Below are 26,425 nucleotides of genomic sequence, written 5' to 3'. Positions count from 1 at the left end.
CGTTTGTTAGTCAAACTTTATTTTTATAGTGAATAAAGTGGTGATTTTGTTAAGTGATCGCTCAACAAACCATCATCATTATGCTGGAACTCAGAATGGGACAAGGTGACGAACCACAGGAATGGCTGCTGCTTCTTTCACTCTGCTCTCAGGGGGCCAGCGAAACGCTCTATCGCAGCCCGTTACAACAGCCACTCAATCAGCAGTCTCCCTGCCTCGGCTAAAAACAATGGCCGGTATGGATAATTCCAGGTCAGGACCGCTGGATTAACGCCAAAATGGAGGCGCTGGTTGGTATGTGCACAATTTGCCTGCGTGGGCAGAAAACTACTTCGTGCGCGTGGCTGACGCCGATCTTGATAATCTGGTGATGGGCATTAATAAGGTGCGTTATCAGGCCCTGTTCAGCATGGACCGTCATCCCGGCTTATCAGATTTGATCTGTTAGCCGCCATACCTGACAGCCGCTGCCTCGCGGGTTTCCGCTCGCATCTTGTTCATTCAGGCGCTTTGCGCAGCGGAAAGAGGTGGATCATATTGGCGGCCATGGGATAGATACCCAGCAGTCGCGTTGCGGCTTTAAGTTGATCAATGGAAGCATTCTGTTCCGGCATCCGGCCTCCCCACACGGTAACGCCCTCACAAAGATGCGCAGGCCGGCCTGCACTTTCCTCACTGATTTCCAGCGTCTCACCGCTGCTAAGCGTGATGATAAACGATGTGACATCCTGGGTTTGTGAAGTCCCATCTTCATGTTTAAGCGTTATTTTCATATTCACCCGGAGCGCGACGCCCTTCAGAAAGGTTTTGGTAAAAAGTGGGGGCTGCTTTCCCGCTTTAGCTGATTGGCTTTTTCATTGAAGGCGACGTGTGATGAATAAAGTCGTTGCGCTCATAGAATGGGATCGCCTCGGGGCGGGCATCCAGAAACACAACCTTCATCTCTCTGCTTTTTGATTCACTGGTGGCGAAATCCAGCAAGGCTTTACCGATCCCTGAGCTGCGCAAGGCTTCATCCACCACCAGATCGTCAATATGCAGATGAAAGCCTCTGGCCAGAGTGTGAACCGGCCTGAATCCCATCAGGCCCAGCATTTTTTCATTTTCAAAGGCTCCCACCAGCTCATACCCGTTCAGGGTCTGAATTCTCACACTCTCCAGAAATTGTTCCCTGGAAAGGTTCCTGAGCTGGGCAATCAGGAAGTAAGCATCTGACCATTCATCGGGCCGTAATTTTCTGACTGAAAAGTTCATAACACTCTCACTTCAGGTTGCTGATGTGATGAGACTAGCATCAATGAATGCAGAGGTTAAATCCGGCAACAGGCGGATGCCAGCCATTCCACCCGGTGATAAAAATGACCGGCGCGCTGCCCCGCTGCACGCTCTCCTTTCAGGCTGTCTGTTCCAGCGGCAGGAAAGCGTCAGCAAAAATATCGGGCTGATAGCCAGCCGCGGCAAACAGATGCTGACGGGATTCGTCGATGGCGGCACGCAGGCGCGCGCTGTCCACGCCGAAAACCTTACCGCCCTGCTTCACGATACGACCCGCGATCATCACGGTATCGATATTGCTGCGTTCCGCCGCGTGCACCACTGTGCCGAAAGCGTTACCGGCGGGATACAGATTGAGATCGGCGGCGTTAATCAGGATAAGGTCGGCCTGTTTGCCTGGCGTCAGACTGCCCACCTTCTCCTGCAAGCCCGCGCAGGCGGCACCATCCAGCGTGGCGGCTTTAAGCAGCCGGGCAGCCGGAAGCGTTTTCAGCGCGTGCGCTGACCCGCAGCCCTCCTGCTGCATGCCCATCACCCGTTGCAGGTAAAACGCCACGCGCATCTCCATAAACATGTCGCCGCTGTAGGAGGTTTCGTTGTCAACGCTGAACCCCGGATGAATGCCGTGCCGCTGCGCCGCCTCGATGGCAAATATGCCATCCTCAATGCCATAGTGCGCATCCGAACGCGGGCAGACATTTACACGGACACCCGCCTCCCGCAGAATTTTCCAGCCCGCGTCCGGCAGTGCGGTACAGTGATTGAAGATGTTGTCCGCGCCGAGCAGCCCCTGCTGGTGCAGCGACGCCAGTTCAGCGGCCATCTCCGCGCCAAAAAATTCAGTGACGATAGGCAGTCCCAGCCTGCGGGCTTCAGCCCACAGCGTCGGCTCCAGCTGGGCCATGACCGCCAGAGAAACAAGGCTTTCAGGGTTGTTGCTGAAGTACTTCTCTTGCAGCCGTTGCCAGTTACCCGGCCAGTGCGCCTTATCCCATTCCCCTGCAACCGGGGCACCTGAGGCATGCACAGCGCGAATGCCCACATCCAGCAGGGCTTCGACCGCCGCGTCGGAATGGGCCGCGGTGCGGCTGTTATGGGAATTATCGATAACGGTAGTGATGCCGGCGTCAATGCAGCCCAGCGCCGTCAGCAGGTTACCGATATAAATATCTGCGGGACGATAGAACCGGGCGAATGAAAAGTGCGTGGCGTTGCTGTAGTCGTCAAGACAGCTGGCATTGGGGTTGATGCGGCGCAACTGTCCTTCCCAGGCGTGGCGATGTGAATCCACCATCCCCGGCATGGCAATCATGTTGGTGGCATCAATCACGTACGCGCCCTGGGCATCCAGGTTCCGGCCAACAGCGGTAATGGTCGAACCGGTGATGAGAATATCGCCACGCTCCATATTGCCTGTTTGCTCATCCATGCTGAGTATTGTCGCGCCACGGATCAGGGTGATCGGCGGCGTTACCTGCGGATGGTGAACAATATTTCGGGTGTAATCGGTCATGGAATAAGCCTTATATCGCGTTAATGCGCAAACCCTACGTCACGCCATTAACCTGAAAAAGAGGCGTAATCTGTTTTCATAATTCAGAATTGACGAATAATGAGATAAACCGCGAATGACCATCGCGACAAGGGAAAAGCGATATGGACCGTATCCAGGCTATGCAGATCTTTACGCGGGTCGCGGAAACCCGCAGTTTCGTGCGCGCGGCAGAGACCCTGTCCCTGCCCTCCTCCACGGTCACCAGCGCCATCAAGGGGCTTGAAAACCATTTGCAGGTCCGGCTGCTAAACCGGACGACCCGGCGGGTGAGTCTGACGCCTGAAGGAGAGGAATATCTGGCGCACTGCCGGGAGATCCTCTCGTTAATCGAACACTCAGAATCCAGCCTGAAGGAATCCGTCAGACGGCCACAGGGGCGGCTACGCATTGATATGCCCAGCGGCATCGCTCATTTCATCGTTATGCCGCATCTGAAAGATTTTTATCGGCGCTATCCCGATATTTATCTGATGATTGGCGTCAGCGATCGTCAGGTCGATCTGATTCAGGAGGGCGTAGACTGCGTGATAAGAACGGGCGAGCTGCTCGACTCCACGCTGGTTGCCCGCCCGCTCGGCCGGTTTCGCTGGGTCACCTGCGCGTCGCCTGACTATCTCCAACAATATGGCGTTCCACACTCACCGGAATGCTTAACTGAACATCGGGCAGTCCACTATTTTTCCGGCCAGGCCCGGCGTACCCGTGAGCTGCGCTTTATAGATGACTCCGGGCCGCTGTCAGTCTCTGTTGGCGGTCAGGCGGCCGCTAACGAAACTGGCCTCTACATTAAGATGTGTCTTGCCGGTTTCGGGCTGGCGCAGCTGGCGGAAAACGTGGTGGCAGAGCATCTGCAACAGGGCACGCTGGTGGAAGTGCTCGCCGGGTGGCAGCCTGCCCCGGTGCCCGTCACGCTGCTTTATCCCCATCAGCGCTTCCTTTCCCCCGCGGTGCGCGCATTCGCTGACTGGATCGCCGCGCTTTTTCAGCAGGCCGGAGGTGAAGAGGCCAACGCGCCTGACTGAGGCTTTTTTCGAATCCAGCAGGGTGTGATGCGCAGCCTGAGCCACAGCCGGAGGTTAAGATAACGATATAAGCGGACCAAAACGTGCCGGTATACAAAACACACTGCGGACAGCTATATTGCCTGTTCACTTCCTCTATCTGGATAAGCCCATGCCCGATTACCATTTCTATAAAAAAGGTAAACACGTCGTCGCGATTGAGCGTCAGGAAGAGCACGAAACTCTTCAGTACCTTCAACAGGGTTATGAAAAGCAGTTCGAAGAAATCCGCTCGGCTAGCCAGCAGGATGCGCTTAAACGTTTTGCGGACATCCGCAAAGGAGATCGCATCGATCAGCGTAATTTCCTGGCGGGCGCCGGGGAGATGCCGCTTATCGGCGTTCTGACCGCCATTGCCACTTATCTTTTAACCAAAAAGTGGTCATAAGCCTGGCTATTTATCGCTGCATTCGCTCTTTGCTGTTCAGCGAGGCGCTATTTAATACGCCTCATTAAAATCGGAAATTACTTTTTTAAACTTTCTGAGATCCCCTGTTTAATCAGCAGCGCCATTTTCATTCTGGTATTGCAACCGCTTTAGGTCACATATCGCCGCCAGCTCAGGTTATTCTTAATAACCCGCCATTTTCCTGCCCTGATTAAAATTCTCTCTGCCGCACTGAAATTAAGGTTCCGTTAATCATTTGCTGTCAGATTGCCAGAATCGTTGACAGATAAAGGGTCAGACACCATGACAGCCTCCTTACGCAATCTCCTTCCGCACCGCGACAGTCCATTTTTCCGGGCGCTCCATATTATTGTGGCGCTGCTGGTTCTGGCGCAGATTGTTAATTCGAACCTGACAGAGCGTGAGGCGCTGGGAGAGTTCTCCCTGACCGGCGTCATCACCTGGCTGCATATTATTTCAGGATTTGGCTTACTGCTGTGCGGCGGCATGATGCTGTTCTGGATGCTGAGCCAGCGCGGTTTCCTCTATTATTTCGCCTGGCTGCTGCTCGATTTTCGCGGTATCACCCAGGACTTCAGAACCCTGTGCAGCTTCAGTCTGCCGGAAGCCCATAGTGGCGGCATGGCGGCGACCGTGCAGGGACTGGGCGTGGTTTCACTGTTGGGAGTGGCAGCCTGTGGCGGACTCTGGTTCATTCTCAACGCGCTGTATGGCCCTGATGCCGCCCTGACACAGCAGATCATCCATCTTCATAAGTTTCTGACGCTCTTTATTGAAACCTACTTCTGGGCTCATGGCGCAATGGGCGTCCTTCACCTGCTTATCACGTTCCGGGCGCAACAGTGGCGCAAGGAGTAAGGCGGGGCAGATGGCAACACAGCCGCTGTTCAGCCCACCCTTTTTAGTCAGTCGCTTTAAATAATATCGCAGGGAATGATTTCCCCCGGCATCAGAATATAAACCCATTTAATTTTTCAATCGATGCGCAACTTAAGGTTAACGTAATGTTGGCCTGGCAAACTGATAAGACGCTAAAAGAGGTTTTCCTATGCGAATTTTATCTCCTTATTTGTTGCGATGGTTTCCGGGTGAATATCAGCAGAATAATGTTTCCGCCTTTATTCGTGAAAGTTATTCTCAGTTTTATCACGCTTCACTTTCGCACTGCATGCCCTGGTTACTGGGTCTGTATGATGCCAACGGTGAATTAAAAGCAGCCTGTGGCGTACAACCCGCCTCAATGGGAAAAATATACCTCGAACATTATCTTGATGTGCCGGTAGAAGCGTTGCTTTCGGCCCACCTGCCGCATCCCGTTTCTCGCGACGCGGTGGTTGAAATTGGTAATTTTGCCGCAAGCGACGGGGCAAGCGCCCGGATAATGTATGCGGCGCTCTGCCTGCTTCTCAATCACTACTGTTATTCATGGATTGTTTTTACCGGCACAAAAAAGATCCGCAACACCTTTTTCCGGCTGAATCTGCAACCGATCACGCTGATGCCCGCCGATCCGTCACGGCTCGGCGCGGAAGCGCGTGAATGGGGCGACTATTACCAGCATGACCCTCAAATCATGGCGGGTGAGCTGACGGGAGGCCAGTCGACCCTGAGCCAGACCAGCCTGCTGCTGGGCATGTTTACTGAGTTACCCCTGGCCCCCTGGGTCGTCCCTTGCGGAGAATCTTATGTTTCTGAACACGCTTGAGAAACAGGCGACGCTTCAGCCCGACGCCATCGCCCTGCGGGATGAGACGCGCAGCTGGAGCTGGCAGCAATATCTTGCGGCCGTGGAGGCGGTAGCCGGACAGCTCGCGTCCCTTCAGGTAAAACGGCTGGCACTGGAGAGGGATAACAGTCCCGAATGGGCGATTATCGATCTCGCCTGTCTGGTCAGTGGTGTGGTGATTGTCCCGCTTCCCGCCTTTTTCACCGCCGGGCAGAAAGCCTGGGTGCGCTCATCCGCCTCGGTGGATGCGCAGATTGGCGGAGAGAGGCTGGCGGGATGGCAGGAGCACGACTTCCTGTTCGGCCGAGTGCAAATCCGCGTGGTTGACGATCCCGTGGCGCTGCCAGCCGGAACAGCGAAGATAACCTACACCTCCGGCACCACCGGAGAGCCAAAAGGGGTCTGCCTGAGCCGGGACGGGATGGCGTGGACAGCCAGCACCTTAGCCACGGCGCTGCAATCCCTGAAGCTGGAAAAGCATCTGGTGACGCTGCCGCTCAGTATCCTGCTGGAGAATCTGTGTGGCGTCTATATTCCGCTGCTGCTTGGCGCTGAGACGGTGATCCTCCCCTGTGCGCGGATCGGTTTTGAAGGTTCCAGCCGCTTTAATCCGGCGCAGTTTCTTCAGGCGCTGACCACCTTCAGTCCCCACAGTCTGGTGCTGGTGCCGGAGCTGCTTCGGGTGTTACTGCATCTGCATCAGCAGGTGCCGGCCAGCACCCAGGCTTTACGCTTTGTCGCCACTGGCGGCGGCAGAGTGCCCGCGTCACTACTGGCCATGGCGACCCACAGGGGTTTACCGGTCTATGAAGGTTATGGTCTCTCGGAATGTGGCTCGGTGGTTGCCCTGAATCTGCCTGGCGCGACGCAGGCGCACAGCGTCGGCCAGCCGTTGCCCGGTGTTGAGGTCCGCGTTGATGACCAGCAGCAACTGTGTGTCACCAGCCCGGCCAACGCGCTGGGGTATCTGGGTGCACCCCCCGCCGCTCCGGTGGTCGCCACCGGCGATCTCGGCACCATTGATGAATACGGCTTTATTCAGATTCAGGGACGCATAAAGAATGTCCAGATCAACGCCTTTGGCCGTAATTTTTCCCCGGAGTGGCCCGAATCAGAGGCGATGGCCTGCCCGGCCGTGCGTCGCGTGGTGATTTTCGGTGACGGACTGAAACAGAACGTCGCGCTGGTCGACGCCCTCGACGGGCAGCAGGCAGCGGCGCGTGAACAGTTGCAGGCCCTTTCCGCTCGCCTGCCGGATTACGCGCAGTTCCATCGGCTGTTATTTACTTCCGCTATTTCAGAACCCGGCATGCTCACAGCAAACAGCCGGCCACGTCGGGACCTTATCCGGCAAACCCTTTGGCCACAGATTCTCACCTGTAGTGAGGAGGAATAACCATGAGCTTTTATAACCAGTTACAACAACAGACCGAAGCAGAACGCCTGCGTTTACTCTCCTCGCCGATCCTCGCACGCTGTCAGGCGGGTGACATCTCGCGCGAACTCTATATCGCTTTTCTGACTCAGGCCTACTATCACGTCAGCCATACCGTGCCGCTGCTGATGAGCGCAGGCAGCCGGCTGCCCGCCTCGCACGAAGCGGTCCGCGGCGCGATTGCTGAATATATTGAGGAGGAGTATGGCCACCAGGAGTGGATCCTGAATGACATCCGGGCCTGCGGCGGCGACGCGGAAAGCGTGCGCCATGGCACCCCCGGTATGCCGATTGAAATGATGGTAGCCTGGCTCTACTACCGCATTGAGCGGGTCAATCCGATGAGTATTTTTGGCATGGTACAGGTGCTGGAAGGCACCAGCGTGTCGATCGCGACCGCGGTTGCCGCGCAGGTGGAACAGACACTGGGGCTGTCGGAACAGGCGACCACCTATCTGCGCTCCCACGGCGAACTCGACCAGGGACATCTGAAATTTTTCGCCTCACTGATGGACAACGTGACTGACGCAGACGATCAGGCCGCCATCATCTATGCCGCAAAGCGCGTCTATCACCTCTACGGAGAGATGCTTAATCAACTGGGACAGCGAAACGATGAACCTGCATGATAAAAGCGTGCTGCTGACCGGAGCCAGCGGCGGCATCGGCCAGGCGCTGGCGCACAGCCTGGCGCAAAAAGGCGCCAGACTCTGTCTGGTCGGGCGCAATGAGCAGGCGATGACGCTGCTGAAGGGGATGCTGCCCTACCCGGAACGGCACCATATCGCACTGATGAACAGCTATAGCGATGAGGAGATCGTCGCGCTGGCCGATCGGTTTCAGGGGGATAACCGGCTGGATATTCTGATTAACAACGCCGGAACCACCCGCTTTGCGTTGTTAGAGCAGCAATCTTTTGATGATATTCGGGAGCAGATCAGAACCAATATCGAAATCCCGACCCTGCTGACGCGCGCCATGCTGGATAAGTTTAATCCGCAGGGTATCGTGCTCAACATCGGGTCGATCTTCGGCGAAATCGGCCACCCGGCCTGGAGCGTCTATAGCGCCACCAAAGCCGCCACCCATCGCCTGTCGGAAGCGCTGGGGCGCGAATTAAAGCGCAGTGGGATCAGCGTGCTCTATGCCGCGCCGCGCGCCACCGAAACCGCCCTCAACAGTGATGAGGTTTACGCCCTGAACCGCAAGCTGGGCAACCGCAGTGATTCTGCGCAATTTGTCGCCGACCGCCTGGTACAGCTGCTGGAGACCGAACAGAAACGCTATCGCTTCGGCGTAATGGAGCGGCTGTTCGTCAAAATCAACGCCTGGTTTCCAGGCCTGGTCGATAAAGCGTTAGGCAAAAAACTTTCGGTGATCCAGTCCTATGCCCGGGGCACCGTTCAGGGGGAAGACAAATGAAAATTCTGAATACGTTACTGCTGGCAACCGCTTTCCCCGCCTCTGTGCTGGCGAATACGACGCTTGAAAACCTGCAACACGGCTGGTCAGTCTGTCAGTATCAGACACTGGAAGCGAAAAAAGAGAGCTGCTTTACCACGCTGAGCCAGCAGGCGCACGATGCGAGCCAGGCGAAAAATAACGCCGATGCGCCGCTACTGATCTGGTCAGCGATTATTGACAGCAGCTGGGCGGGAGCCAAAGGGGGATTAGGTGCGTTAAGCCTGGTCAAACAGGCCCGCAGCGCCCTGGAAAAGGCGATCAGCCTCGATCCGGCCGCCTTGCAGGGCTCGGCCTGGACCAGCCTTGGCGCGCTCTATTATCAGGTTCCTGGCTGGCCGATTGGCTTTGGTGATAAAGAGAAAGCGGGCGAGCTGCTGAAAAAAGCGCTGGCGATCAATCCAGATGGCATCGACCCCAACTATTTTTACGGCGATTATCTGCTGAAAGAGAAAAGGACGGAGGAAGGAAAACGCTATCTGGAGAAGGCGCTGAAAGCGCCGCCACGTCCTGGCCGTGAAATTGCCGATCAGGGACGTCATCGCGATATTGCCAAAGACCTCGAAACTATTCAGTAACGCCGCCGCCCCGGACGTTTTGGCGTCCGGGGCGCTTCACGTGCAGAAAATCCCCTGTTGTGCCGCTGCCAGAATAACCCCGCCAGGAAAGCACGGGTCTGACTTCAGACGATCGTTTATTTCAGTGCCTGTAGCGCTCTGCTGGTTTTTCTCCTCATCCTGAGAGAAAAAAGCCGCATAAACCCACCAGTACGCCATAGTTAATCTTTGTTCATTTTGATCGGGGATATATGGGTATGTTGCAATCTCAACCTTCACGCCTGGGCAGCTTACTGCTGCTGCTGGCAGCCGTAATCGGCTTCGTGGTGGCGTTATATGCGTGGCTGACGCCACTCACCGGGGTCACCGGCACGATTGGCGCGCTGGGCGTCGCCATCGCCAGCGTCGTACTGGCGCTCCTGGCCCTGCTGTTACGGCGCGCAACCCAGCGCGGTGGACGTACGTCGCTGACGGTTCTGACCCTGGTGGTGTTGTTCGGTATCGGTTTTGCCGCCGCACTGCTGCATCAGTACCTCATTACGGCAGCGATGGTGATCGGCCTGATTGGTCTTATTACGCTGAGCCGCCATTCCGTTCACCCTAATCATCGCGCCAGAGCCTGAGGAACCGCCCGTGCATAACAATAAATACTCCCCCATGAAAGTCAGCATGACGGCGCTGGCGCTGCTGCTCACCCCGCTAATGTCGCAGGCGCAGGATAAAGCCGCTGAAGCCTCAATGGGGACGCAGAAAAAACTGAATGTGGACGCGGCCGATCAGCAATCGCCGGGCACCACCAAAACCACTAACGATGCCTCAACCGGCAAGCGCGACGGCGAGAAAGTCGACTCAGCCAGTCAGCCCGCCAGCGCCCTGGTGCCCGCGACGGCCACCTGGGACAGCTTTCATGGCCAGCTCAACGCGCAGAAATATAGCCCACTGAAGCAGATCACCACCGATAACGTCAGCAAATTAAAAAAAGTCTGGGAGTTTCATACCGGCGATGTCTCAGACGGTAAAGGCGATACCCCTGCTACCGTCTGGTCGGCTACGCCCATTTTTGCCAATCAGACCCTCTATATCGGGACACCTTTCGATCGCCTGATAGCGCTGGACCCCGGCACAGGTAAAGAGAAGTGGCACTATGACACCCATTCTTCGCGCAAAGCGCTGACGCAGCCGGTACTGAAAAACCGGGGCGTCTCCTACTGGCAGGCCAAAAATCCGGTCGCCGGACAGGCGTGTCAGAAGATCGTCTATATGGGCACCGTGGATGGCAAGCTGTTTGCGCAGGATGCCGATTCCGGTAAGCCGTGCACAGATTTTGCTGATAATGGCGTCCTGAATCTTAATCAGTGGAACACGGTTAACGCTAAATACCCGCTATCGGTGTTACAGCCGCCAACGGTGGTCGGCAACCATCTGCTGATTGGCTGGGCGGGCAAAGACTGGGCCTACGCTGAAGCGCCTCCGGGCACCGTGTTCGCCGTCAACGCCCAGACCGGCAAGCGCGAATGGACCTTTGAAGCGATTCCGGCAGCGATCCGCCAGCGAACCGGTACGGCCAACGTCTGGACCCATATGTCTGCCGATGAGGCGCATGGTCTGGTCTATCTGCCGGTCTCGTCTCCCTCTCCCAACTACTGGGGCGGTAATCGCGTCGATCCTATTCCGCTCGGCACCTCGACCACCGCGCTGGATATCAATACCGGTAAAGTGGTCTGGTCGCGCCAGTGGGTGCATCACGACGTGTGGGATTACGACATCAACTCTGCGCCGACGCTGATGGACATCACCGTAAACGGCAAGCAGATCCCGGCACTGATTCAGGCGACCAAGCAGGGCTTCCTGTTTGTGGTCAACCGTCTGACGGGGGAAGATGTCTGGCCGATTGAAGAGCGTCCGGTGCCGCAGGGCGATGGTTCCGTGCAGGGTGAAGTGCTCTCGCCCACCCAGCCCTTCCCGACCAAACCTGCGCCGCTGCTCGATCAATCGAAAAAGCCCGCGATCTGGAAGCTGGCGGATCTGGTCGGTGCCGGTCAGTGTTCAAGACTGTGGGATAAGCTGACCTATGAAGGCATGTACACCCCGCCGACCACCAAAGGCGAAGGGGCGCTGACCTATCCCGACAGTGCCGGTGGCGTGCAGTGGGGCGGCGTGGCGTTTGATCCACAGAAACAGATTGCGATCGTCAACACCTCTCACATCGTGCAGTACGTGAAGCTCTATAACCGCAAGGATTACGAAAAAGCGGATAGTGGTTCCGGTAATGAAAACGGGTTTGCGCCGCAGGAAGGAGCACCTTACGGGCTGCGTCTGATGGTGGCGAATAACTGGCTGGGAATGCCATGCTGGCAGCCGCCCTTTGGTGAAATCGTGGCGATTGATATGCATACCGGTGACGTAAAATGGCGTCGCCCGGTGGGTGCCTCGCAGCAGTATGGCTTCTTTATGCCGGAAAGCTGGGGCTCGCCGACCATCGGCGGCCCGGCAGTGACCGCGGGCGGGGTGATTTTCATCGGCGCCTCGATGGATGCCAAAGTGCGCGCCTACTCGGTGGAGAGCGGTGAAGAGCTCTGGTCCGATCAGGCGGAAGCCCCGGCGGTCGCGAACCCCTCGGTCTATGAGTATAAAGGCCGTCAGTATGTGGCGTTCGTCGCCGGGGGTAATACCATTCTGAAGGATCAGGTGGGCGACCAGGTGGTGGTTTACGCGCTGCCTGAGTAGCGGTTTCTGAAAACAGCGCGGTTAAAATCTGATGGGGCCTGAGCGCCCCATTTTTTTATCCGATCTGGCTGCTGAATCTGCCGGGCCTGAGGCAGGCACTAAAATCGTGCACCTGCTATCCCAACGGCTTTTTCATTAACCGATTCAGGCTACAACGCTATTCCTGCCAGCCTTCGGTGGCTGATATACTGCTTTTTTGGCAAGGATTTCTGTATGTCTCTGACTTCACTTTTTACGTTTGCACTGATTATGTCTGCCGGGATCGTCACACCCGGTCCTACGGTTCTGCTCGCACTGAATAACGCGGCCCGCTTTGGTATCCGGCGCACCACCTGGGGCATGCTGGGCGCGGCGGCGGCCGATGTGCTGCTGGTTTCGCTGGTCGGGCTGGGGCTGGGGGTTCTGCTGGCCACCTCTGAAACGCTGTTCGTTACGCTGAAATGGGTCGGTGCCGCCTGGCTGGCCTATATGGGGCTGCGTATGCTGCTGTCTTCTGATGCCTCGCTGCCGGGCAAAGCGGAAACCACAGCGCCGACCCGCCGCGCGCTATTCCTGAAAAGCTTCTTCGTTGCGATGAGCAACCCGAAATACTACATCTTTATGACCGCCCTGCTGCCGCAGTTTGTCACGACCTCGCAGCCTGCGTTACCGCAGTATGCCAGCCTGGCGGCGGTGATCGTTTCAATCGATGTGGCGGTAATGCTCGGCTATGCCACCCTGGGTAAGAAGTCGGTTCACCTCTGGAAAGCCAGCGGCATCCGCTGGATGAATCGCGTCAGTGGATCGTTTCTGCTGGTGATCGCCGGGTCGGTTGCGCTCTATCGTAAAAGCATCACATAAGTTTCAACAGGTCACTGAGCCGCCTGATGGCGGCTCTTTTTTAGTCCGCTTACCGCTGTGGTGTGAGCCATTCTGAGGAGCCCGCTATGACCGCTTTCTATCAACTCACTGCCACCCGCCTGCATGGTGAGCTGACCCCGATGGCCGATTACGCGGGCAAGGTGGTGCTGGTGGTCAATACCGCCAGCCATTGTGGATTCACGCCACAATACGCAGGCCTTGAGGCGCTCTACAAAAAGTACGCCGACCAGGGGCTGGTGATCCTGGGATTTCCCTGCAACCAGTTCGGTAAGCAGGAGCCCGGCGGTGCCGACGAGATCGCCAACACCTGCCAAATCAACTACGGTGTCAGTTTTCCGATGTTTGAAAAGGTCGAGGTCAACGGCGGTAGCGCGCACCCGGTGTTTCGTTTGCTGAAACAGGCTTTGCCGGGCATATTGGGCCAGCGCATCAAGTGGAACTTCACAAAATTTCTGGTCGGCCGCGATGGCAAACCCCTTAAGCGGTTTGCGCCGATAACCACGCCAGAAAAAATGGAAGCGGCTATCCTTGCTGCGCTGCAAAGCTGACTGAGCCGGGATTCAGCTCACCACGTTAACCGGCTTGCCGTGCCGGAAGGCGGCGATATTCGCCCGGATGCCGGCAACCAGATTGTGCACCCCACTCTGACTCGCCCAGGCGATGTGCGGCGTCAGCAGCAGATTCGGCAACGATGCCTGCAACAGCGGGTTATCCACCGCGGGCGGTTCGCTGCTCAGCACATCCAGCGCCGCACCCGAAATCTTCCCCTGCGCCAGCGCGGCGGCGAGATCGGCTTCGTGAATCAGCCCGCCGCGGGCGGTGTTAATCAGCAGCGCCTGCGGCTTCATTTTGCTGAGCGCTTCGCGGTCAATCAGCTGGCGGATCTGGTCACTCAGCGGGCAGTGCAGTGAGATAATATCGCTGGTCGCCAGCATCTGCTCAAAGCTGACATAGCCATCGCGCACCTGCGCGCTGCCTTTACGCTCGGCGAACTGCACCTGCATTCCCAGCGCCTCAGCCAGCCGGCCCACCGCCTGACCAATCTCACCCCGGCCGACAATCCCCAGCACAGCACCGCCAATATCCTGAATCAGCTGGCGATGCAGGCAGAAGTGTTCTGCCTGTGGCCATTCAGTCCGGGTCGTGCTGGCATAATCGAGCAGCTGACGGCGCAGCACAAAAATCGCCGCGATCACCGCCTCCGAGACACTCCGGGTGGAGTAGCCGGGCACATTGCTCACCACAATATTGCGGGCGCGACAGGCATCCAGATCGATACAGTCATAACCGGTCGCCGCCACACAGATAAAGCGCAGCGCGGGCAGCTGGTCCAGCGTCTCAGCGCGCAACGGCACCTTGTTGGTGATGGCGACGGTGGCTCCCGCCAGCGCCGCAACAATTTTATCCGGTGCCGTCTGCGCCCGTATCTGCCATTCCCCTTCTTCCTCTGAGACAGGCAAAGCGACCGGCAGGGTGTCACCATCCAGCATTACAATTTTCATCCTCTGTCCTTTATTCAATGGCGGCCCACGATGATGTTACTTACATGTGCCTGATGAGTAACAATCAGGTTAAATCATGCTGAAATTAAAGTGAATTTGTTCAAAGAGTGCGAATTTTTTCGCAATTAACGCCACTTTATTTAACCCTTATATCCCCTTCGCGTTACACTGCCGACCCGAATTGTGACCTCATGACAGCCCGTGTTAATCATGCCGAGATCTTCACTCAGACAACGACTCACCGCCGGTATTGCGATACTGGCGGTGCTGCTGTTGTTTGTCGCGCCGATGGTCTCGAAAAATCTGGCGGAGCATCACGCCAGCATGCAGCGCTTCTCCGCCATGAGCATGGAGATGCCGATGATGGCACATCATGGCGAGATGATGATGGCCGATCACACCATGATGGCGGACCCGGGATTAGCCTGCGGCTACTGCGATTTACTGATCCACGTTCCGCTGCTGCTCTGGGTATTTGTCCCGTTTATCTGCTGGATCTGTCGGGTGCGTCGTGCCCCGCCGCCGCCCGCTATTTCGCCACCCCGGCGGCGACAGACGCTGCGCCTGCATCGGCCGCGCGCGCCTCCCCATTCCACAGTAACACCCACTGCGTTATGACCTGATGCGTGACAATGTCACGGTATCACCCTTTTTTTCGATTAGTGTGGAATGCTATGTCCTCTTCACCGGAAATATCCCCTGCACCGCGCGGCACGCTGTTTAATCTGTTTCGCCGCCTGCATTTTTATATCGGTCTGTTTATCGCGCCATTTATCTTTGTCGCCGCACTGACCGGCACGCTCTATGTACTGACGCCACAGCTTGAACAGGCGATTTATCACGATGCTCTGACCACCGACGCCCAGGGCAGCCCACAGCCGCTCTCGGCGCAGATTGCCGCCGCGCGCGAGCGCGCTGGCGAATCGGCGCGCATCTATGCGGTGCGCCCGGCGCCTGGCCCGCAGGATACCACTCGCGTACAGTTCGCCGATCCGCGGCTTGGCCCCTCTGAGTCGCGCTCGCTGTTTATCGATCCCTACACCCTCCAGGTGAAAGGCGATATGACGGTCTATGGCACCAGCGGCGTACTGCCACTGCGCATGTGGCTGGATCAGCTGCATCGCGGATTACTGCTGGGTGACGTTGGACGGAACTACAGCGAGCTGGCGGCTTCGTGGCTGTGGGTCGCGGCGCTGGGCGGCATCGTGTTGTGGTTCGGCACCCGCCCAAAACGCAGCCGTAACCAAGCCCGCACCGGCTTCGCCGCCGTGCGTCACTGGCACCTCTCGCTGGGTCTGCTGCTGGCTGCTGGTCTGGTTTTCTTTTCGGTAACCGGCCTGACCTGGTCGCAGTGGGCAGGCAATAACATTGAGAAGATGCGCAGTGACTTTGGCTGGAAAACGCCGCAGGTCAATACCGCGCTGAATGGTGACGCGCCCGCGGCACCGGCCGATCCCCATGCCGATCACCGTGGTGCGATGGAAGGCATGTCGATGTCAGAGATGACGATGCCCGCGAAAACCGCCGCGCCGGTGATGCGCAATCAGCCTGATGCCAGCTGGGATCGGGCGTTAGCGGCGGCACGCCAGGCCGGACTCCAGGCCAGCAGGCTGGAGCTGCGCCAGCCGAAAAACAGCGGTCAGGCGTGGACCGTCTCGGAGATCGATCGTCGCTGGCCGAGTCAGGTTGATGCGGTTTCACTCAATCCGCAAAATTTCAGCGTGGTCGATCGGGTGGCGTTCGCCGACTTCCCGCTGGTGGCAAAGCTGACCCGCTGGGGCGTGGATGCCCATATGGGGGTCCTGTTTGGCCTGCCGAATCAGATCATCCTCGCCTGTTTTGGCTTCGGACTCTGCGCGATGATCGTGCTGGGCTACCGCATGTGGTGGATACGTCGTCCGGCCGTGCCGCAGCTTAACCCGTCACAGACGCTGCTCGACGCCTGGCTGGCGCTGCCGCGCTATGCGCAGGGCAGCAGCCTGATTGTCATCCTGGCGCTGGGTTATGCGCTGCCGGTCATGGGCATCAGCCTGTTGCTGCTGGTGTTACTGGATATTCAGCGCTGGCGCAGCGCCCACCGGGCCCGTGTCGCCCGCGTTGACACCGCGCCGGATAAGCAGTCGCCGCTGGCGATCGTCCAGTCGCGCTTCGCTGAGAAGCGCAAAGAGATGCGCTACTTTCTGCGCAGCGTCACGGTGCTGGCGCTGATTGTGATTACGGTGATGGCGAATGCGATGATTGGCGGCGTGATCGACCAGTATCAGATCCCGTTCAGCCACTGGTCGCTGACCATGTACATCACCCAGGCGATGATGATCCTGCTCTACTCCACGGTCTTTACCGGACTGTTGTCGATTCCCCTCTGGTATTTCTTCCTCGGAGAAAGCGACGAACAGGGCAAATAAACCCACGGCCGGTCATCGCGCTCGGCTGCGAGTTATTCAAAAAAAATGACGAAGCCCGGCAACGCTGCCGGCTTCTCATTCCCCGCGTAAGGTCTATGATCGTTGTCATCGACCCCTTTTTTATAAGAGAAAATCATGAACATCGTGCGTGCTAATCCTGAACAACTGTTTGAATACGGGCCGTTTACCGTCCGTCGCCAGCGACCAGGCGCAGCGTTAAGCCCGCTGGTCAGCGTTGACCTGATGACGCTGAAACTGGATGCCCGCATTCCGATGCAGCAGCATCAGGATGAAGAGGTGTTCACCTACCTGTGGCGCGGCTCCATGCTGCACCAGGACAGCAACGGCGAGCGCACCGCGCTCTCGGCGAAACGGGTGATGGTGGTAAACGCCGGTGAGGGTGTTCAGTATGAAGAGTCGGTGCCGCTCTATGAGGCGGAGCTGTTGCAGGCGGTGATCCGGCCTGCGCAGCCCGGCGGTGAAGCGATGACCCAGGTGCTGGAGCGCGATCAGGGCATTATGAGCAACGGCTGGACCGAGCTGGCCGGACCGGAAGAGTCCGACGCGCCGCTGGAACTGCGCCAGGAAGCCTATATCTACGATACCCTGCTGGAGCGTAACCAGACGCTGGATGTGCCGTCGCAGCCTGGCTTTATCGCCTATCTCACGGTGCTGGACGGGGTTATCCGCATCGGCGATCAGCGGCTCGGACGCGGGGACGCAGTCAGCGGGCTCGATGCGGGCACCCTGATAGAGGGCGATCGCGATGCCTGCCTGGTCTGCTTCCTGATCAAACCCGATCAGGCGTAAAAAAGCGCGGGACGCTCCCCGCGCTTTTTACTGGGTGCGTCATCAGGCCTGAGGGTGATGCTGCTGCATCGCCTGAACCCGTTTAAACACATGATTGAACTGACGCACATCGTCGCGCAGCCAGTGGCGCTGGGTAAGAGGCGCGTCATCCAGCGCCTGCGGCAGCGGAACCCCCGCCAGTGAACCCCGGCAGCAGAAGGCGCGCGCCAGCGTCGGGGTTGTGATGCCGATGTAACGGGCAAATTCGGGTAGCGTCATTAATGCGGTACTCATTTTCCACCTCCTGCTCAAAAAATCACCACTTCAATTTCAGGCCATTTCTTAAATGCTTTTATTGATCTGAGGCAAAGATGTGGTACTAATCTCATGCCTGTTAATGAATTGTTCTTCCTGCCAACCAAAACCGAGACAGAAGTGAGGAACCCGTGCGCCATTATGGATTGATGATAGCCCTGCTGTTCTCCGGTTTTGCCGCTGCGCATACGCTGATCCCCGGTCAGCCGGTGCCGGGGGTGTTTATCGCCGACAAAGGCGAAATGGTGATGGATCAGAATGAGATCGATTACCGGGGATGGAACAGTCAGCGGCTGACCGGTAAGGTGCGGCTGGTGATCCATGTGGCGGGCCGGCTCTCAGCAAAAGATCAGAGTGAGCCGCTGATCAGGGCGATCCAGCAGGCCAGTTTTCCGCGCGACCGCTTCCAGACCACCACCATCATCAATACCGATGACGCGCTGCCTGGCAGCGCCATCTTTGTGGTCCGCAGCATCGCCTCCAGCAAAAAGGCGTCGCCGTGGCAGCAATTTATTATTGATACCAGCGGTGTGACCGCGCACAGCTGGCAGCTGAAACCCGAAAGCGCCGCGGTGTTTGTGGTTGACCCACAGGGTATTGTGCGCTTCGCGAAAGAGGGAGCCCTATCCTCGCAGGATGTCAGCCACGTAATGGATCAGTTGCGCGCTCTGCTGGGATAGACGAAGCGGCACCGCGGCCGGTTCAGCGGGGTGTGATGGCGGAATGCCGCTGAATTTCCCGACATTTTTATCATCCTGAACTATTATTGTTTCAATGGATTTACCCGCCGTTCTTTGAAAACCTGCCAACTATGCTGTGGCAGTCGGGGACGATGATTGAAGATGGCATCGAAGCATTTCGACCTGCTGTGACTTCCTCTGTAGATAAGGACAGCCCTGATGACGGCCTGTGCAGAACAACACGTCAATGAGATACACAGCGATGCAGCCACTCTGTTGAATGCTATCGAGCAGCGGCTCAACCAGCTGCTGCCGGTGGAAAGTGAACGTGACTTAGTGGGGGCCGCCATGCGTGATGGCGCACTGGCACCGGGAAAACGCATTCGCCCGCTGCTGCTGCTGCTGGCCGCCCGCGATCTCGGTTGCCAGGCCAGTGCGAACGGCTTGCTGGATCTGGCCTGCGCGGTGGAGATGGTGCACGCCGCATCGCTGATTCTGGATGACATGCCCTGCATGGATGACGCGCAGCAGCGGCGCGGACGCCCGACGATTCACTGTCAGTATGGCGAACATGTGGCCATTCTGGCGGCGGTGGCGCTGCTGAGTAAAGCCTTTGGCGTGATTGCGGTCGCAGAGGGATTAACGGCGAGCGCCCGAACCCAGGCGGTGGCGGAGCTTTCGCAGGCTATCGGTATGCAGGGGCTGGTGCAGGGGCAGTTTAAGGATCTCTCTGAAGGGGATAAGCCGCGCAGCGCCGACGCCATTCTCACCACCAATCATTTCAAAACCAGCACCCTGTTCTGCGCCTCAATGCAGATGGCCTCGATTGTCGCCGAAGCCCCCGACGACACCCGCGAGCAGCTGCACCGCTTTTCGCTTAATCTCGGCCAGGCGTTCCAGCTGCTGGACGATTTAACCGACGGCATGGCGGATACCGGCAAAGACGCGCATCAGGATGACGGAAAATCGACGCTGGTCAATCTGCTGGGTGCGCAGGCAGTAGAGATGCAGTTGCGCGACCACCTGCGCTACGCCGGTGAACATCTGCTCTCCGCCTGTCAGGACGGTTACGCCACCCATCATTTTGTTCAGGCCTGGTTTGAGAAAAAACTCGCTGCCGTCAGGTAAGGATGCCGCATGAGCCACTTTGCGGTGATTGCACCGCCCTTCTACAGCCATGTGCAGGCGTTACAGCATCTTAGCCAGGACCTGATGGCACGCGGACACCGCGTGACCTTTATCCAGCAGAGTGACGTCAGTGCGTTACTCGCCGACCGTCGCATCGGCTTCTTTCCGGTTGGCCTGGCCTCGCATCCGGCGGGCAGCCTGGCGCATACCCTGCAACTGGCGGCACATCCGCTCGGGCCGTCGATGCTGAAACTGATCAACGAGATGGCCCGCAGCAGCGATATGCTCTGCCGCGAACTGCCGGTGGTGCTGCAAACCCTGGCGATCGATGGCGTGATTGTCGATCAGATGGAGCCGGCCGGTGCGCTGGCGGCGGAAGCGCTGGATCTCCCCTATGTCTCGGTTGCCTGTGCGCTGCCGCTGAACCGCGAAGCCGATTTTCCGCTGGCGGTGATGCCGTTTGACTATGCCCAAAGCGATCAGGCCAGGGAACGCTATCGCGCCAGTGAAAAAATCTATGACTGGCTGATGCGGCGTCACGACCGGGTCATTGCCCGTCACGCCCATGCGATGGGGCTGACGCCGCGTGAAAAGCTGCATCACTGCTTTTCACCGCTGGCGCAGATCAGCCAGCTAATCCCCGAATTCGATTTTCCCCGTCAGGCGCTGCCGGACCATTTTCATGCGGTCGGCCCGCTGCGTGCCGAAGAAAAAACGGCTGCGCCGCAGCCAGGTTACTTTCCGCACGGCGACCGGCCTCGCATTTTTGCCTCGCTCGGCACCTTGCAAGGTCATCGCTATGGCCTGTTTAAAACCATTGTCCGCGCCTGTCAGGAGATTGACGCTCAGCTGCTGCTGGCCCATTGCGGCCGACTGTCGCCGTTTCAGGCGGAAAAGCTGGCGCAGGCCAGCCATGTGCAGGTGGTCGACTTTGCCGATCAGGCCGCAGCGCTGGCGCAGGCCGATCTGGCCATCACCCACGGCGGAATGAACACGGTACTGGATGCGATTAACCATCTGACGCCGCTGCTGACTATCCCGCTGGCGTTTGATCAGCCGGGCGTCGCTGCCAGGGTGATCTATCACGGCGTGGGACGCCGGGCGTCCCGCTTTACCACCAGCCATTCAATGGCGCGGCAGTTAACTACCCTGCTCACCGATCCGCTCTACCAGCAGCAGATGCTGACCCTGCGCACAGCGCTGCGTCAGGCGGGTGGCACGCCGCTGGCGGCGGACATTGTTGAGCAGGCGATGCGGACCCGCCAGCCGGTGGTCACAGGGAGAGAGTATGTCGCAGTATGATCTGATTCTGGTGGGGGCGGGTCTGGCTAACGGGCTTATCGCCCTGCGCCTGCGCCAGCAGCAGCCGTCACTGCGCATTCTGCTGATCGAGGCGGAGAGTGAACCCGGCGCCCATCATACCTGGTCGTTTCATGCCGAGGATCTCACCGAGGCGCAGCACCGCTGGATCGCCCCGCTGGTGGTGCATCACTGGCCCGGGTATCAGGTGCGTTTTCCGCAGCGTACCCGCAGCCTGAACAGCGGCTACTTTTGTGTCACCGCTGAACGTTTCGGCCAGGTGATACGCGCGCAGTTTGAACCGCACCTGCTGCTGAACACCAGGGTCGCGAGCCTCGCCTCACGTTCAGTCACGCTGGCCGATGGCCGCGTGCTGGAAGCGGATGCCATCATTGATGGCCGTGGCTACCAGCCGGATGCGGCGCTGCGCATGGGCTTTCAATCTTTTGTCGGTCAGGAGTGGCAGCTGAGTCAGCCGCACGGCCTGACGATGCCGATCATCATGGATGCCACCGTTGATCAGCAGGCGGGCTACCGTTTTGTCTACAGCCTGCCGTTCTCGGCCGATACCCTGCTGATTGAAGATACCCACTACATTGATCACGCCACGCTGGAGGGCGATCGCGCCCGCCAGAATATCCACGACTACGCGGCACAGCAGGGCTGGCAGCTGGCGCGACTGCTGCGCGAGGAGCAGGGCGCGCTGCCGATTACCCTGACCGGTGACGTGGACCGCTTCTGGCAGAACCGCGCCCTGCCGTGCAGCGGATTGCGCGCCGGACTGTTTCATCCCACCACCGGTTACTCGCTGCCGCTGGCGGTGGCGCTGGCCGATCGGCTGGCAGAGATGAACACTTTTACCTCTGAAACGCTGCACGCCACGATTCAGCGCTTTGCCAGCCAGAGCTGGCAGCAGCAGCGTTTCTTCCGCATGTTAAACCGGATGCTGTTTCTGGCCGGTCCGGCTGACCAGCGCTGGCAGGTGATGCAGCGCTTTTATGGTCTGCCAGAGGGCCTGATCGCCCGCTTCTATGCGGGAAAACTCACTTTGCCTGATCGGCTGCGCATTTTAAGCGGCAAGCCGCCGGTTCCCGTACTGGCGGCGTTACAGGCTGTTATGACTCCTCACCGTCAACAGGCGATGCAATGAAAAGAACTACGGTAATTGGCGCAGGCTTTGGTGGCCTGGCGCTGGCGATCCGCCTTCAGGCGGCAGGCACGCCCACCCGACTGCTGGAGCAGCGCGACAAACCGGGCGGCCGGGCTTACGTTTATCAGGATCAGGGCTTCACCTTTGATGCCGGTCCGACAGTGATTACCGATCCCAGCGCCATCGAAGAGCTGTTCACCCTGGCGGGCAAAAACCTCTCCGATTATGTGGAGCTGCTGCCGGTGCGGCCCTTTTATCGTCTTTGTTGGGAGTCGGGCAAAGTCTTCAGCTATGACAACGATCAGCCCGCGCTTGAAGCGCAGATCGCGGCGTTTAACCCGCGCGATGTCGAAGGCTATCGGCGCTTTCTGGCTTACTCCCGCGCGGTGTTTGCCGAAGGCTACCTGAAGCTCGGCACCGTGCCGTTTTTATCTTTCCGCGACATGCTGCGCGCCGCCCCTCAGCTGGCAAAATTGCAGGCGTGGCGCAGCGTCTACAGCAAGGTGGCCAGCTACATCGAAGATGAGCATCTGCGTCAGGCGTTCTCTTTCCACTCGTTGCTGGTGGGCGGCAATCCGTTCGCAACCTCGTCAATCTACACCCTGATCCATGCGCTGGAGCGGGAATGGGGGGTCTGGTTCCCGCGCGGCGGCACCGGCGCGCTGGTGCAGGGGATGGTGAAGCTGTTTGAGGATCTGGGCGGCGAAGTGGAGCTGAACGCCAGAGTTGCCCGGCTGGAGACCCACGATAACAAAATCACCGCCGTCGAGCTGGAGGATGGCCGCGTACTGCCGACCAACGCCGTCGCCTCGAACGCCGATGTGGTCCACACCTATCGTGATCTGCTGGCCCGGCATCCCGCCTCCGCGGCGCAGGGACGCTCGCTTCAGAACAAGCGTATGAGTAACTCGCTGTTTGTGATCTACTTTGGCCTCAATCACCACCACGATCAGCTGGCGCACCACACGGTCTGCTTCGGGCCGCGCTACCGCGAGCTGATTGATGAAATTTTTAACCATGACGGCCTGGCCGACGACTTCTCCCTCTATCTGCATGCGCCCTGCGTCACCGACCCTTCGCTGGCCCCGGAAGGCTGCGGCAGTTACTACGTGCTGGCTCCGGTGCCGCATCTCGGCACCGCCAGTATTGACTGGGCGGTAGAGGGACCGCGCCTGCGCGATCGCATTTTCGACTACCTTGAGCAGCACTACATGCCCGGCCTGCGCAGCCAGTTGGTGACGCATCGCATCTTTACCCCGTTTGATTTCCGCGATGAGCTGAATGCGTACCAGGGCTCGGCTTTCTCAGTGGAACCGATTCTGACTCAGAGCGCCTGGTTCCGGCCACACAACCGCGACAAGCATATTGATAACCTCTATCTGGTCGGCGCGGGCACCCATCCCGGCGCGGGCATTCCGGGGGTTATCGGTTCGGCCAAAGCCACCGCAGGCTTAATGCTGGAGGACCTGGCTTGAATAGTCCGTCACTGCTCGATCATGCGGTTGAGACCATGGAGGTGGGGTCAAAGAGCTTTGCCACCGCGTCGAAACTGTTTGATGCCAAAACCCGACGCAGCGTGCTGATGCTCTACTCCTGGTGTCGCCACTGCGATGATGTGATTGACGATCAGGTGCTGGGTTTCAGTAATGAGACGCCCTCAGCGCAGTCAGCTGAACAGCGACTGGCCCAGCTGGAGATCAAAACCCGTCAGGCCTACGCCGGTTCGCAGATGCATGAGCCCGCGTTTGCCGCCTTTCAGGAGGTGGCGATGGCTCACGACATCCTGCCCGCCTACGCTTTTGATCATCTGGCGGGTTTCGCCATGGACGTGCGTGAAACGCGCTATCAGACGCTGGATGATACGCTGCGCTACTGCTATCACGTGGCGGGCGTAGTCGGCCTGATGATGGCGCAGATTATGGGAGTACGCGATAACGCCACCCTGGATCGCGCCTGCGATCTGGGTCTGGCCTTTCAGCTCACTAACATTGCGCGCGACATTGTGGAGGATGCTGAAACGGGACGCTGTTATCTGCCCGCGGAGTGGCTGGCGGCGGAGGGGCTGAGCCGCGATAATCTGGCCGCACCGCAGCATCGCCCGGCTCTGAGCCGCGTCGCCCGTCGGCTGGTTGAAACGGCTGAACCTTACTACCGTTCAGCCTCCGCCGGGCTGCCCGGCTTACCGCTGCGCTCAGCGTGGGCGATTGCCACCGCGCAGCAGGTGTACCGTAAAATTGGTATGAAGGTAGTGGATGCCGGTCCGCAGGCCTGGGATCGGCGTCAGTCCACCAGCACGCCGGAGAAGCTGGCGCTGCTGGTGGCCGCATCCGGCCAGGCGATCACTTCCCGGCTGACACGTCATGCTCCCCGCCCCGCTCACCTCTGGCAGCGGCCGATTTAGCACCGTGGCGCTCGCGCAGCGTCGCCTGCAACTTTGACAGCGGCGGCGCATAGAGAAAACCAAAGGAGACACACCCCTCTTTGCCGCGTACCGCGTGATGCATCCGGTGCGCCATATAGAGGCGGCGCAAATAGCCGCGACGCGGGATATAGCGGAATGGCCAGCGCTGATGCACCAAACCATCGTGGACCATAAAATAGAGCAGCCCGTAGAGCGTCATGCCTGCGCCAATCCACTGCAACGGCCAGACGCCGACGCTGCCAAGATAAATAAGCAAAATCGACAAGCAGGCAAACACCGCGGCATAGAGGTCGTTAACCTCAAACCAGCCTTTGTGCGGTTCATGATGTGACAGATGCCAGCCCCAGCCCCAGCCATGCATAATATATTTGTGCGCCAGCGCAGCCGTTATCTCCATACCGATCACGGTGACCAGAACAATCAGGGCATTCCAAATCCACAACATAGTTTCTCCCGAACGTGCAGCCTGCTAAGTGGTGCAGAGGTTCAATTTTAACAGAGATTGGAGAAAACAGCGGGCCCGCTGTGTCGGGACTCAGCGCATGGCGCGTCGCACCTAGTTATAGACCAGATTAAAGGTGACGTTACCGTCCGCTTTGCCTGCCCCGACCTGCCCGTCGGTCTGAATATACTGCGCGTTAAACCCTATCGAGGCCGTCTGATTGGCGGAAATTGAGGTCAGCACCGGCAGCTGATCGGTCGGGGTATTCAGCGGCACCCGCTGCCCTTCCGCCACCTGCAAACCCGCGCCATAGGTCAGGGCGATGCCGACGCCTGTGGCGGAGTTACTCTGCGGCGTCAGCGCGATCGCGTCTTTATCACCGGCCGTCGCCATGCCAAAGAAACCGACTCTGACCGCCGCGTTGTTATCGCACTGGACCTGGATCTGAAAGGCTTTCTCGCTACCGGCCCGGCTGCCGACGCCACTGAACTCGCTTTTGCTCACCGTTCCCATGTCGACACTGATCGCCGACTGGGAAGTGACCACCGCACAGCTGCCGCGTCGTACCGTAAAGCTGGAGAAGGCAATCTGCGGTCGGTCATTGATAAACTGACTGCTGGCCTCGCTGTCACCCACTTTTAAACTGGTTGAACCAATGGTGGTCTCGCCGATACTGGCCGGTTGATCGCCGGGGTTAAGCGGTGACTGCTGCGAGGGAATTTTGTAAAACACCACATAGGACTGGAGCGTCATGGTGTTGGCCGAACTTAACTGCGGATTGATACGGGAGTTACAGATTGAACTGGTTTTTCCTTTGCCGCTGGAGTCGGTAAAGGAACTGCAATAGGTCGGTTCTTTAAAGCCAATGGCAAAGCCAACACCGTTGACGCCGGGCACCTGGTAGATCGGGGTATTGTGACCGCCTGTCATTGTGGTTTGCAGGCCCGACTCTTCCGCGTCGATCTCAAACCCCAGATCTTTATAGTTGTAGCCCGCCTCACCCTGATTTTTATTACAGGTAAAAGCGTTGCTGCTTTGCATCGGCATCTGCGCCGAGATAGGCGTGCCATCGGTCGCGCCCGGCAGGTAGTTCACATCACTGACCTGAACCACCATCTGGCTGACGCCCTGGCAGTTCTCCTGCGCCAGCGCGGGCAGACAGCAGAGTGTCGCCAGGCTGAGCAGCAGCCCTTTCATTACACACGATAGAGATTTCATCATAAATT

The 26,425-nt window shown here is 58.3% G+C and carries 30 protein-coding genes; 23 read left to right on the top strand and 7 right to left on the bottom strand.

Translation table 11 applies throughout. The annotated features are described in order from the left end of the window. The first annotated feature begins 53 nt into the window (after nt 1-53). Nucleotides 54-224 (top strand): hypothetical protein, encoded by a 171-nt coding sequence (locus ACCW71_RS08005; RefSeq protein ID WP_436370656.1) that lies wholly within the window; start codon nt 54-56, stop codon nt 222-224. 74 nt (nt 225-298) lie between these two features. Next, the gene (locus ACCW71_RS08000) at nt 299-448 is read left to right on the top strand and encodes a hypothetical protein (protein WP_436370655.1); all 150 of its coding nucleotides are present in this window, start codon (nt 299-301) and stop codon (nt 446-448) included. Between the two features lie 49 nt (nt 449-497). On the opposite strand, the gene ACCW71_RS07995 is transcribed toward ACCW71_RS08000, so the two are convergent. From ACCW71_RS07995 to ACCW71_RS07985, 3 genes are all read right to left on the bottom strand, one after another. After that, nucleotides 498-773, bottom strand: a complete 276-nt coding sequence (locus ACCW71_RS07995; RefSeq protein ID WP_436370654.1) for a hypothetical protein — start codon at nt 771-773, stop codon at nt 498-500. Between the two features lie 64 nt (nt 774-837). Beyond that, nucleotides 838-1,152, bottom strand: a complete 315-nt coding sequence (locus ACCW71_RS07990) for a GNAT family N-acetyltransferase (RefSeq protein ID WP_436370653.1) — start codon at nt 1,150-1,152, stop codon at nt 838-840. A 241-nt stretch (nt 1,153-1,393) separates the two neighbouring features. Next, nucleotides 1,394-2,788, bottom strand: coding sequence for an amidohydrolase family protein (locus tag ACCW71_RS07985; RefSeq protein WP_436370652.1), 1,395 nt, complete (start codon nt 2,786-2,788; stop codon nt 1,394-1,396). A 143-nt stretch (nt 2,789-2,931) separates the two neighbouring features. On the opposite strand from ACCW71_RS07985, the gene ACCW71_RS07980 reads away from it, so the two are divergent. The 12 genes from ACCW71_RS07980 (at nt 2,932) to ACCW71_RS07925 (ending at nt 13,615) form a co-directional block, all read left to right on the top strand. Beyond that, nucleotides 2,932-3,852 carry a LysR family transcriptional regulator gene (locus tag ACCW71_RS07980; RefSeq protein ID WP_436370651.1) on the top strand — a complete coding sequence of 307 codons (921 nt, stop codon included), beginning with the start codon at nt 2,932-2,934 and terminating at the stop codon, nt 3,850-3,852. Nucleotides 3,853-4,003: 151 nt separating this feature from the next. Next, nucleotides 4,004-4,279, top strand: coding sequence for a hypothetical protein (locus ACCW71_RS07975; RefSeq protein ID WP_436370650.1), 276 nt, complete (start codon nt 4,004-4,006; stop codon nt 4,277-4,279). Nucleotides 4,280-4,582: 303 nt separating this feature from the next. Then, nucleotides 4,583-5,158, top strand: coding sequence for a cytochrome b/b6 domain-containing protein (locus ACCW71_RS07970; RefSeq protein WP_436370649.1), 576 nt, complete (start codon nt 4,583-4,585; stop codon nt 5,156-5,158). Between the two features lie 190 nt (nt 5,159-5,348). Continuing rightward, nucleotides 5,349-6,005 (top strand): thermostable hemolysin, encoded by a 657-nt coding sequence (locus ACCW71_RS07965; RefSeq protein ID WP_436370648.1) that lies wholly within the window; start codon nt 5,349-5,351, stop codon nt 6,003-6,005. Further along, nucleotides 5,986-7,422 (top strand): AMP-dependent synthetase/ligase, encoded by a 1,437-nt coding sequence (locus ACCW71_RS07960; RefSeq protein WP_436370647.1) that lies wholly within the window; start codon nt 5,986-5,988, stop codon nt 7,420-7,422. The genes ACCW71_RS07965 and ACCW71_RS07960 overlap by 20 nt, the downstream gene beginning before the upstream one ends. A 2-nt stretch (nt 7,423-7,424) precedes the next feature. Beyond that, nucleotides 7,425-8,090, top strand: a complete 666-nt coding sequence (locus ACCW71_RS07955; protein WP_436370646.1) for a TenA family transcriptional regulator — start codon at nt 7,425-7,427, stop codon at nt 8,088-8,090. Next, entirely contained in the window at nt 8,077-8,883 is an 807-nt protein-coding gene (locus ACCW71_RS07950; protein ID WP_436370645.1) for an SDR family oxidoreductase, read from the top strand. The genes ACCW71_RS07955 and ACCW71_RS07950 overlap by 14 nt, the downstream gene beginning before the upstream one ends. Then, the gene (locus tag ACCW71_RS07945; RefSeq protein WP_436370644.1) at nt 8,880-9,500 is read left to right on the top strand and encodes a tetratricopeptide repeat protein; all 621 of its coding nucleotides are present in this window, start codon (nt 8,880-8,882) and stop codon (nt 9,498-9,500) included. The genes ACCW71_RS07950 and ACCW71_RS07945 overlap by 4 nt, the downstream gene beginning before the upstream one ends. Nucleotides 9,501-9,736: 236 nt before the next feature. Then, nucleotides 9,737-10,102, top strand: coding sequence for a hypothetical protein (locus tag ACCW71_RS07940; RefSeq protein ID WP_436370643.1), 366 nt, complete (start codon nt 9,737-9,739; stop codon nt 10,100-10,102). 46 nt (nt 10,103-10,148) lie between these two features. Further along, on the top strand, nt 10,149-12,206 hold the full coding sequence (locus tag ACCW71_RS07935; RefSeq protein ID WP_436370791.1) for a pyrroloquinoline quinone-dependent dehydrogenase: 2,058 nt from the start codon (nt 10,149-10,151) through the stop codon (nt 12,204-12,206). Nucleotides 12,207-12,419: 213 nt separating this feature from the next. Next, a complete protein-coding gene (locus tag ACCW71_RS07930) occupies nt 12,420-13,046 on the top strand; it encodes a LysE family translocator (protein WP_436370642.1) in 627 nt (208 codons plus the stop codon). Nucleotides 13,047-13,132: 86 nt separating this feature from the next. Then, on the top strand, nt 13,133-13,615 hold the full coding sequence (locus ACCW71_RS07925) for a glutathione peroxidase (protein WP_436370641.1): 483 nt from the start codon (nt 13,133-13,135) through the stop codon (nt 13,613-13,615). A 12-nt stretch (nt 13,616-13,627) separates the two neighbouring features. On the opposite strand, the gene ACCW71_RS07920 is transcribed toward ACCW71_RS07925, so the two are convergent. Further along, the gene (locus ACCW71_RS07920; RefSeq protein ID WP_436370640.1) at nt 13,628-14,569 is read right to left on the bottom strand and encodes a D-2-hydroxyacid dehydrogenase; all 942 of its coding nucleotides are present in this window, start codon (nt 14,567-14,569) and stop codon (nt 13,628-13,630) included. Between the two features lie 210 nt (nt 14,570-14,779). On the opposite strand from ACCW71_RS07920, the gene ACCW71_RS07915 reads away from it, so the two are divergent. The 3 genes from ACCW71_RS07915 to ACCW71_RS07905 all read left to right on the top strand — a co-directional run bounded on the left by ACCW71_RS07915 (nt 14,780) and on the right by ACCW71_RS07905 (nt 17,784). After that, on the top strand, nt 14,780-15,187 hold the full coding sequence (locus tag ACCW71_RS07915) for a DUF2946 domain-containing protein (RefSeq protein WP_436370639.1): 408 nt from the start codon (nt 14,780-14,782) through the stop codon (nt 15,185-15,187). Between the two features lie 56 nt (nt 15,188-15,243). Further along, nucleotides 15,244-16,974: a DUF2534 family protein gene (locus ACCW71_RS07910; RefSeq protein WP_436370638.1), complete on the top strand. Its 1,731-nt coding sequence runs from the start codon at nt 15,244-15,246 to the stop codon at nt 16,972-16,974. 135 nt (nt 16,975-17,109) lie between these two features. Next, entirely contained in the window at nt 17,110-17,784 is a 675-nt protein-coding gene (locus ACCW71_RS07905) for a pirin family protein (RefSeq protein WP_436370637.1), read from the top strand. Nucleotides 17,785-17,826: 42 nt separating this feature from the next. Here ACCW71_RS07905 and ACCW71_RS07900 read toward each other — a convergent pair whose 3' ends face one another. Then, nucleotides 17,827-18,057 carry a hypothetical protein gene (locus ACCW71_RS07900; RefSeq protein ID WP_436370636.1) on the bottom strand — a complete coding sequence of 77 codons (231 nt, stop codon included), beginning with the start codon at nt 18,055-18,057 and terminating at the stop codon, nt 17,827-17,829. A gap of 170 nt (nt 18,058-18,227) precedes the next feature. Between ACCW71_RS07900 and ACCW71_RS07895 the strand changes: the two genes are divergently transcribed. From ACCW71_RS07895 to crtB, 6 genes are all read left to right on the top strand, one after another. Further along, entirely contained in the window at nt 18,228-18,758 is a 531-nt protein-coding gene (locus ACCW71_RS07895) for a YtfJ family protein (protein WP_436370635.1), read from the top strand. A 219-nt stretch (nt 18,759-18,977) separates the two neighbouring features. After that, a complete protein-coding gene (locus ACCW71_RS07890; protein WP_436370634.1) occupies nt 18,978-19,886 on the top strand; it encodes a polyprenyl synthetase family protein in 909 nt (302 codons plus the stop codon). A 9-nt stretch (nt 19,887-19,895) separates the two neighbouring features. Then, nucleotides 19,896-21,188, top strand: coding sequence for a glycosyltransferase (locus ACCW71_RS07885; protein WP_436370633.1), 1,293 nt, complete (start codon nt 19,896-19,898; stop codon nt 21,186-21,188). Beyond that, the gene (crtY, locus tag ACCW71_RS07880) at nt 21,175-22,335 is read left to right on the top strand and encodes a lycopene beta-cyclase CrtY (protein WP_436370632.1); all 1,161 of its coding nucleotides are present in this window, start codon (nt 21,175-21,177) and stop codon (nt 22,333-22,335) included. Before ACCW71_RS07885 ends, crtY begins: the two co-directional genes overlap by 14 nt. After that, entirely contained in the window at nt 22,332-23,810 is a 1,479-nt protein-coding gene (locus ACCW71_RS07875) for a phytoene desaturase (protein ID WP_436370631.1), read from the top strand. Before crtY ends, ACCW71_RS07875 begins: the two co-directional genes overlap by 4 nt. After that, on the top strand, nt 23,807-24,736 hold the full coding sequence (gene crtB / locus ACCW71_RS07870) for a 15-cis-phytoene synthase CrtB (RefSeq protein WP_436370630.1): 930 nt from the start codon (nt 23,807-23,809) through the stop codon (nt 24,734-24,736). The genes ACCW71_RS07875 and crtB overlap by 4 nt, the downstream gene beginning before the upstream one ends. Here crtB and ACCW71_RS07865 read toward each other — a convergent pair. Beyond that, nucleotides 24,675-25,202: a sterol desaturase family protein gene (locus ACCW71_RS07865; protein ID WP_436370629.1), complete on the bottom strand. Its 528-nt coding sequence runs from the start codon at nt 25,200-25,202 to the stop codon at nt 24,675-24,677. The genes crtB and ACCW71_RS07865 overlap by 62 nt on opposite strands. Nucleotides 25,203-25,313: 111 nt before the next feature. Further along, a complete protein-coding gene (locus ACCW71_RS07860) occupies nt 25,314-26,417 on the bottom strand; it encodes a fimbrial protein (RefSeq protein ID WP_436370628.1) in 1,104 nt (367 codons plus the stop codon). Between the last annotated feature and the right edge of the window lie 8 nt (nt 26,418-26,425).

The organism is Pantoea sp. C2G6 (genome assembly GCF_051336815.1).
Classification (GTDB): Bacteria; Pseudomonadota; Gammaproteobacteria; order Enterobacterales; family Enterobacteriaceae; genus Pantoea.
Note: the sequence above shows the minus strand (reverse complement) of the source record. Positions and strands in the feature narration are given on the sequence as shown.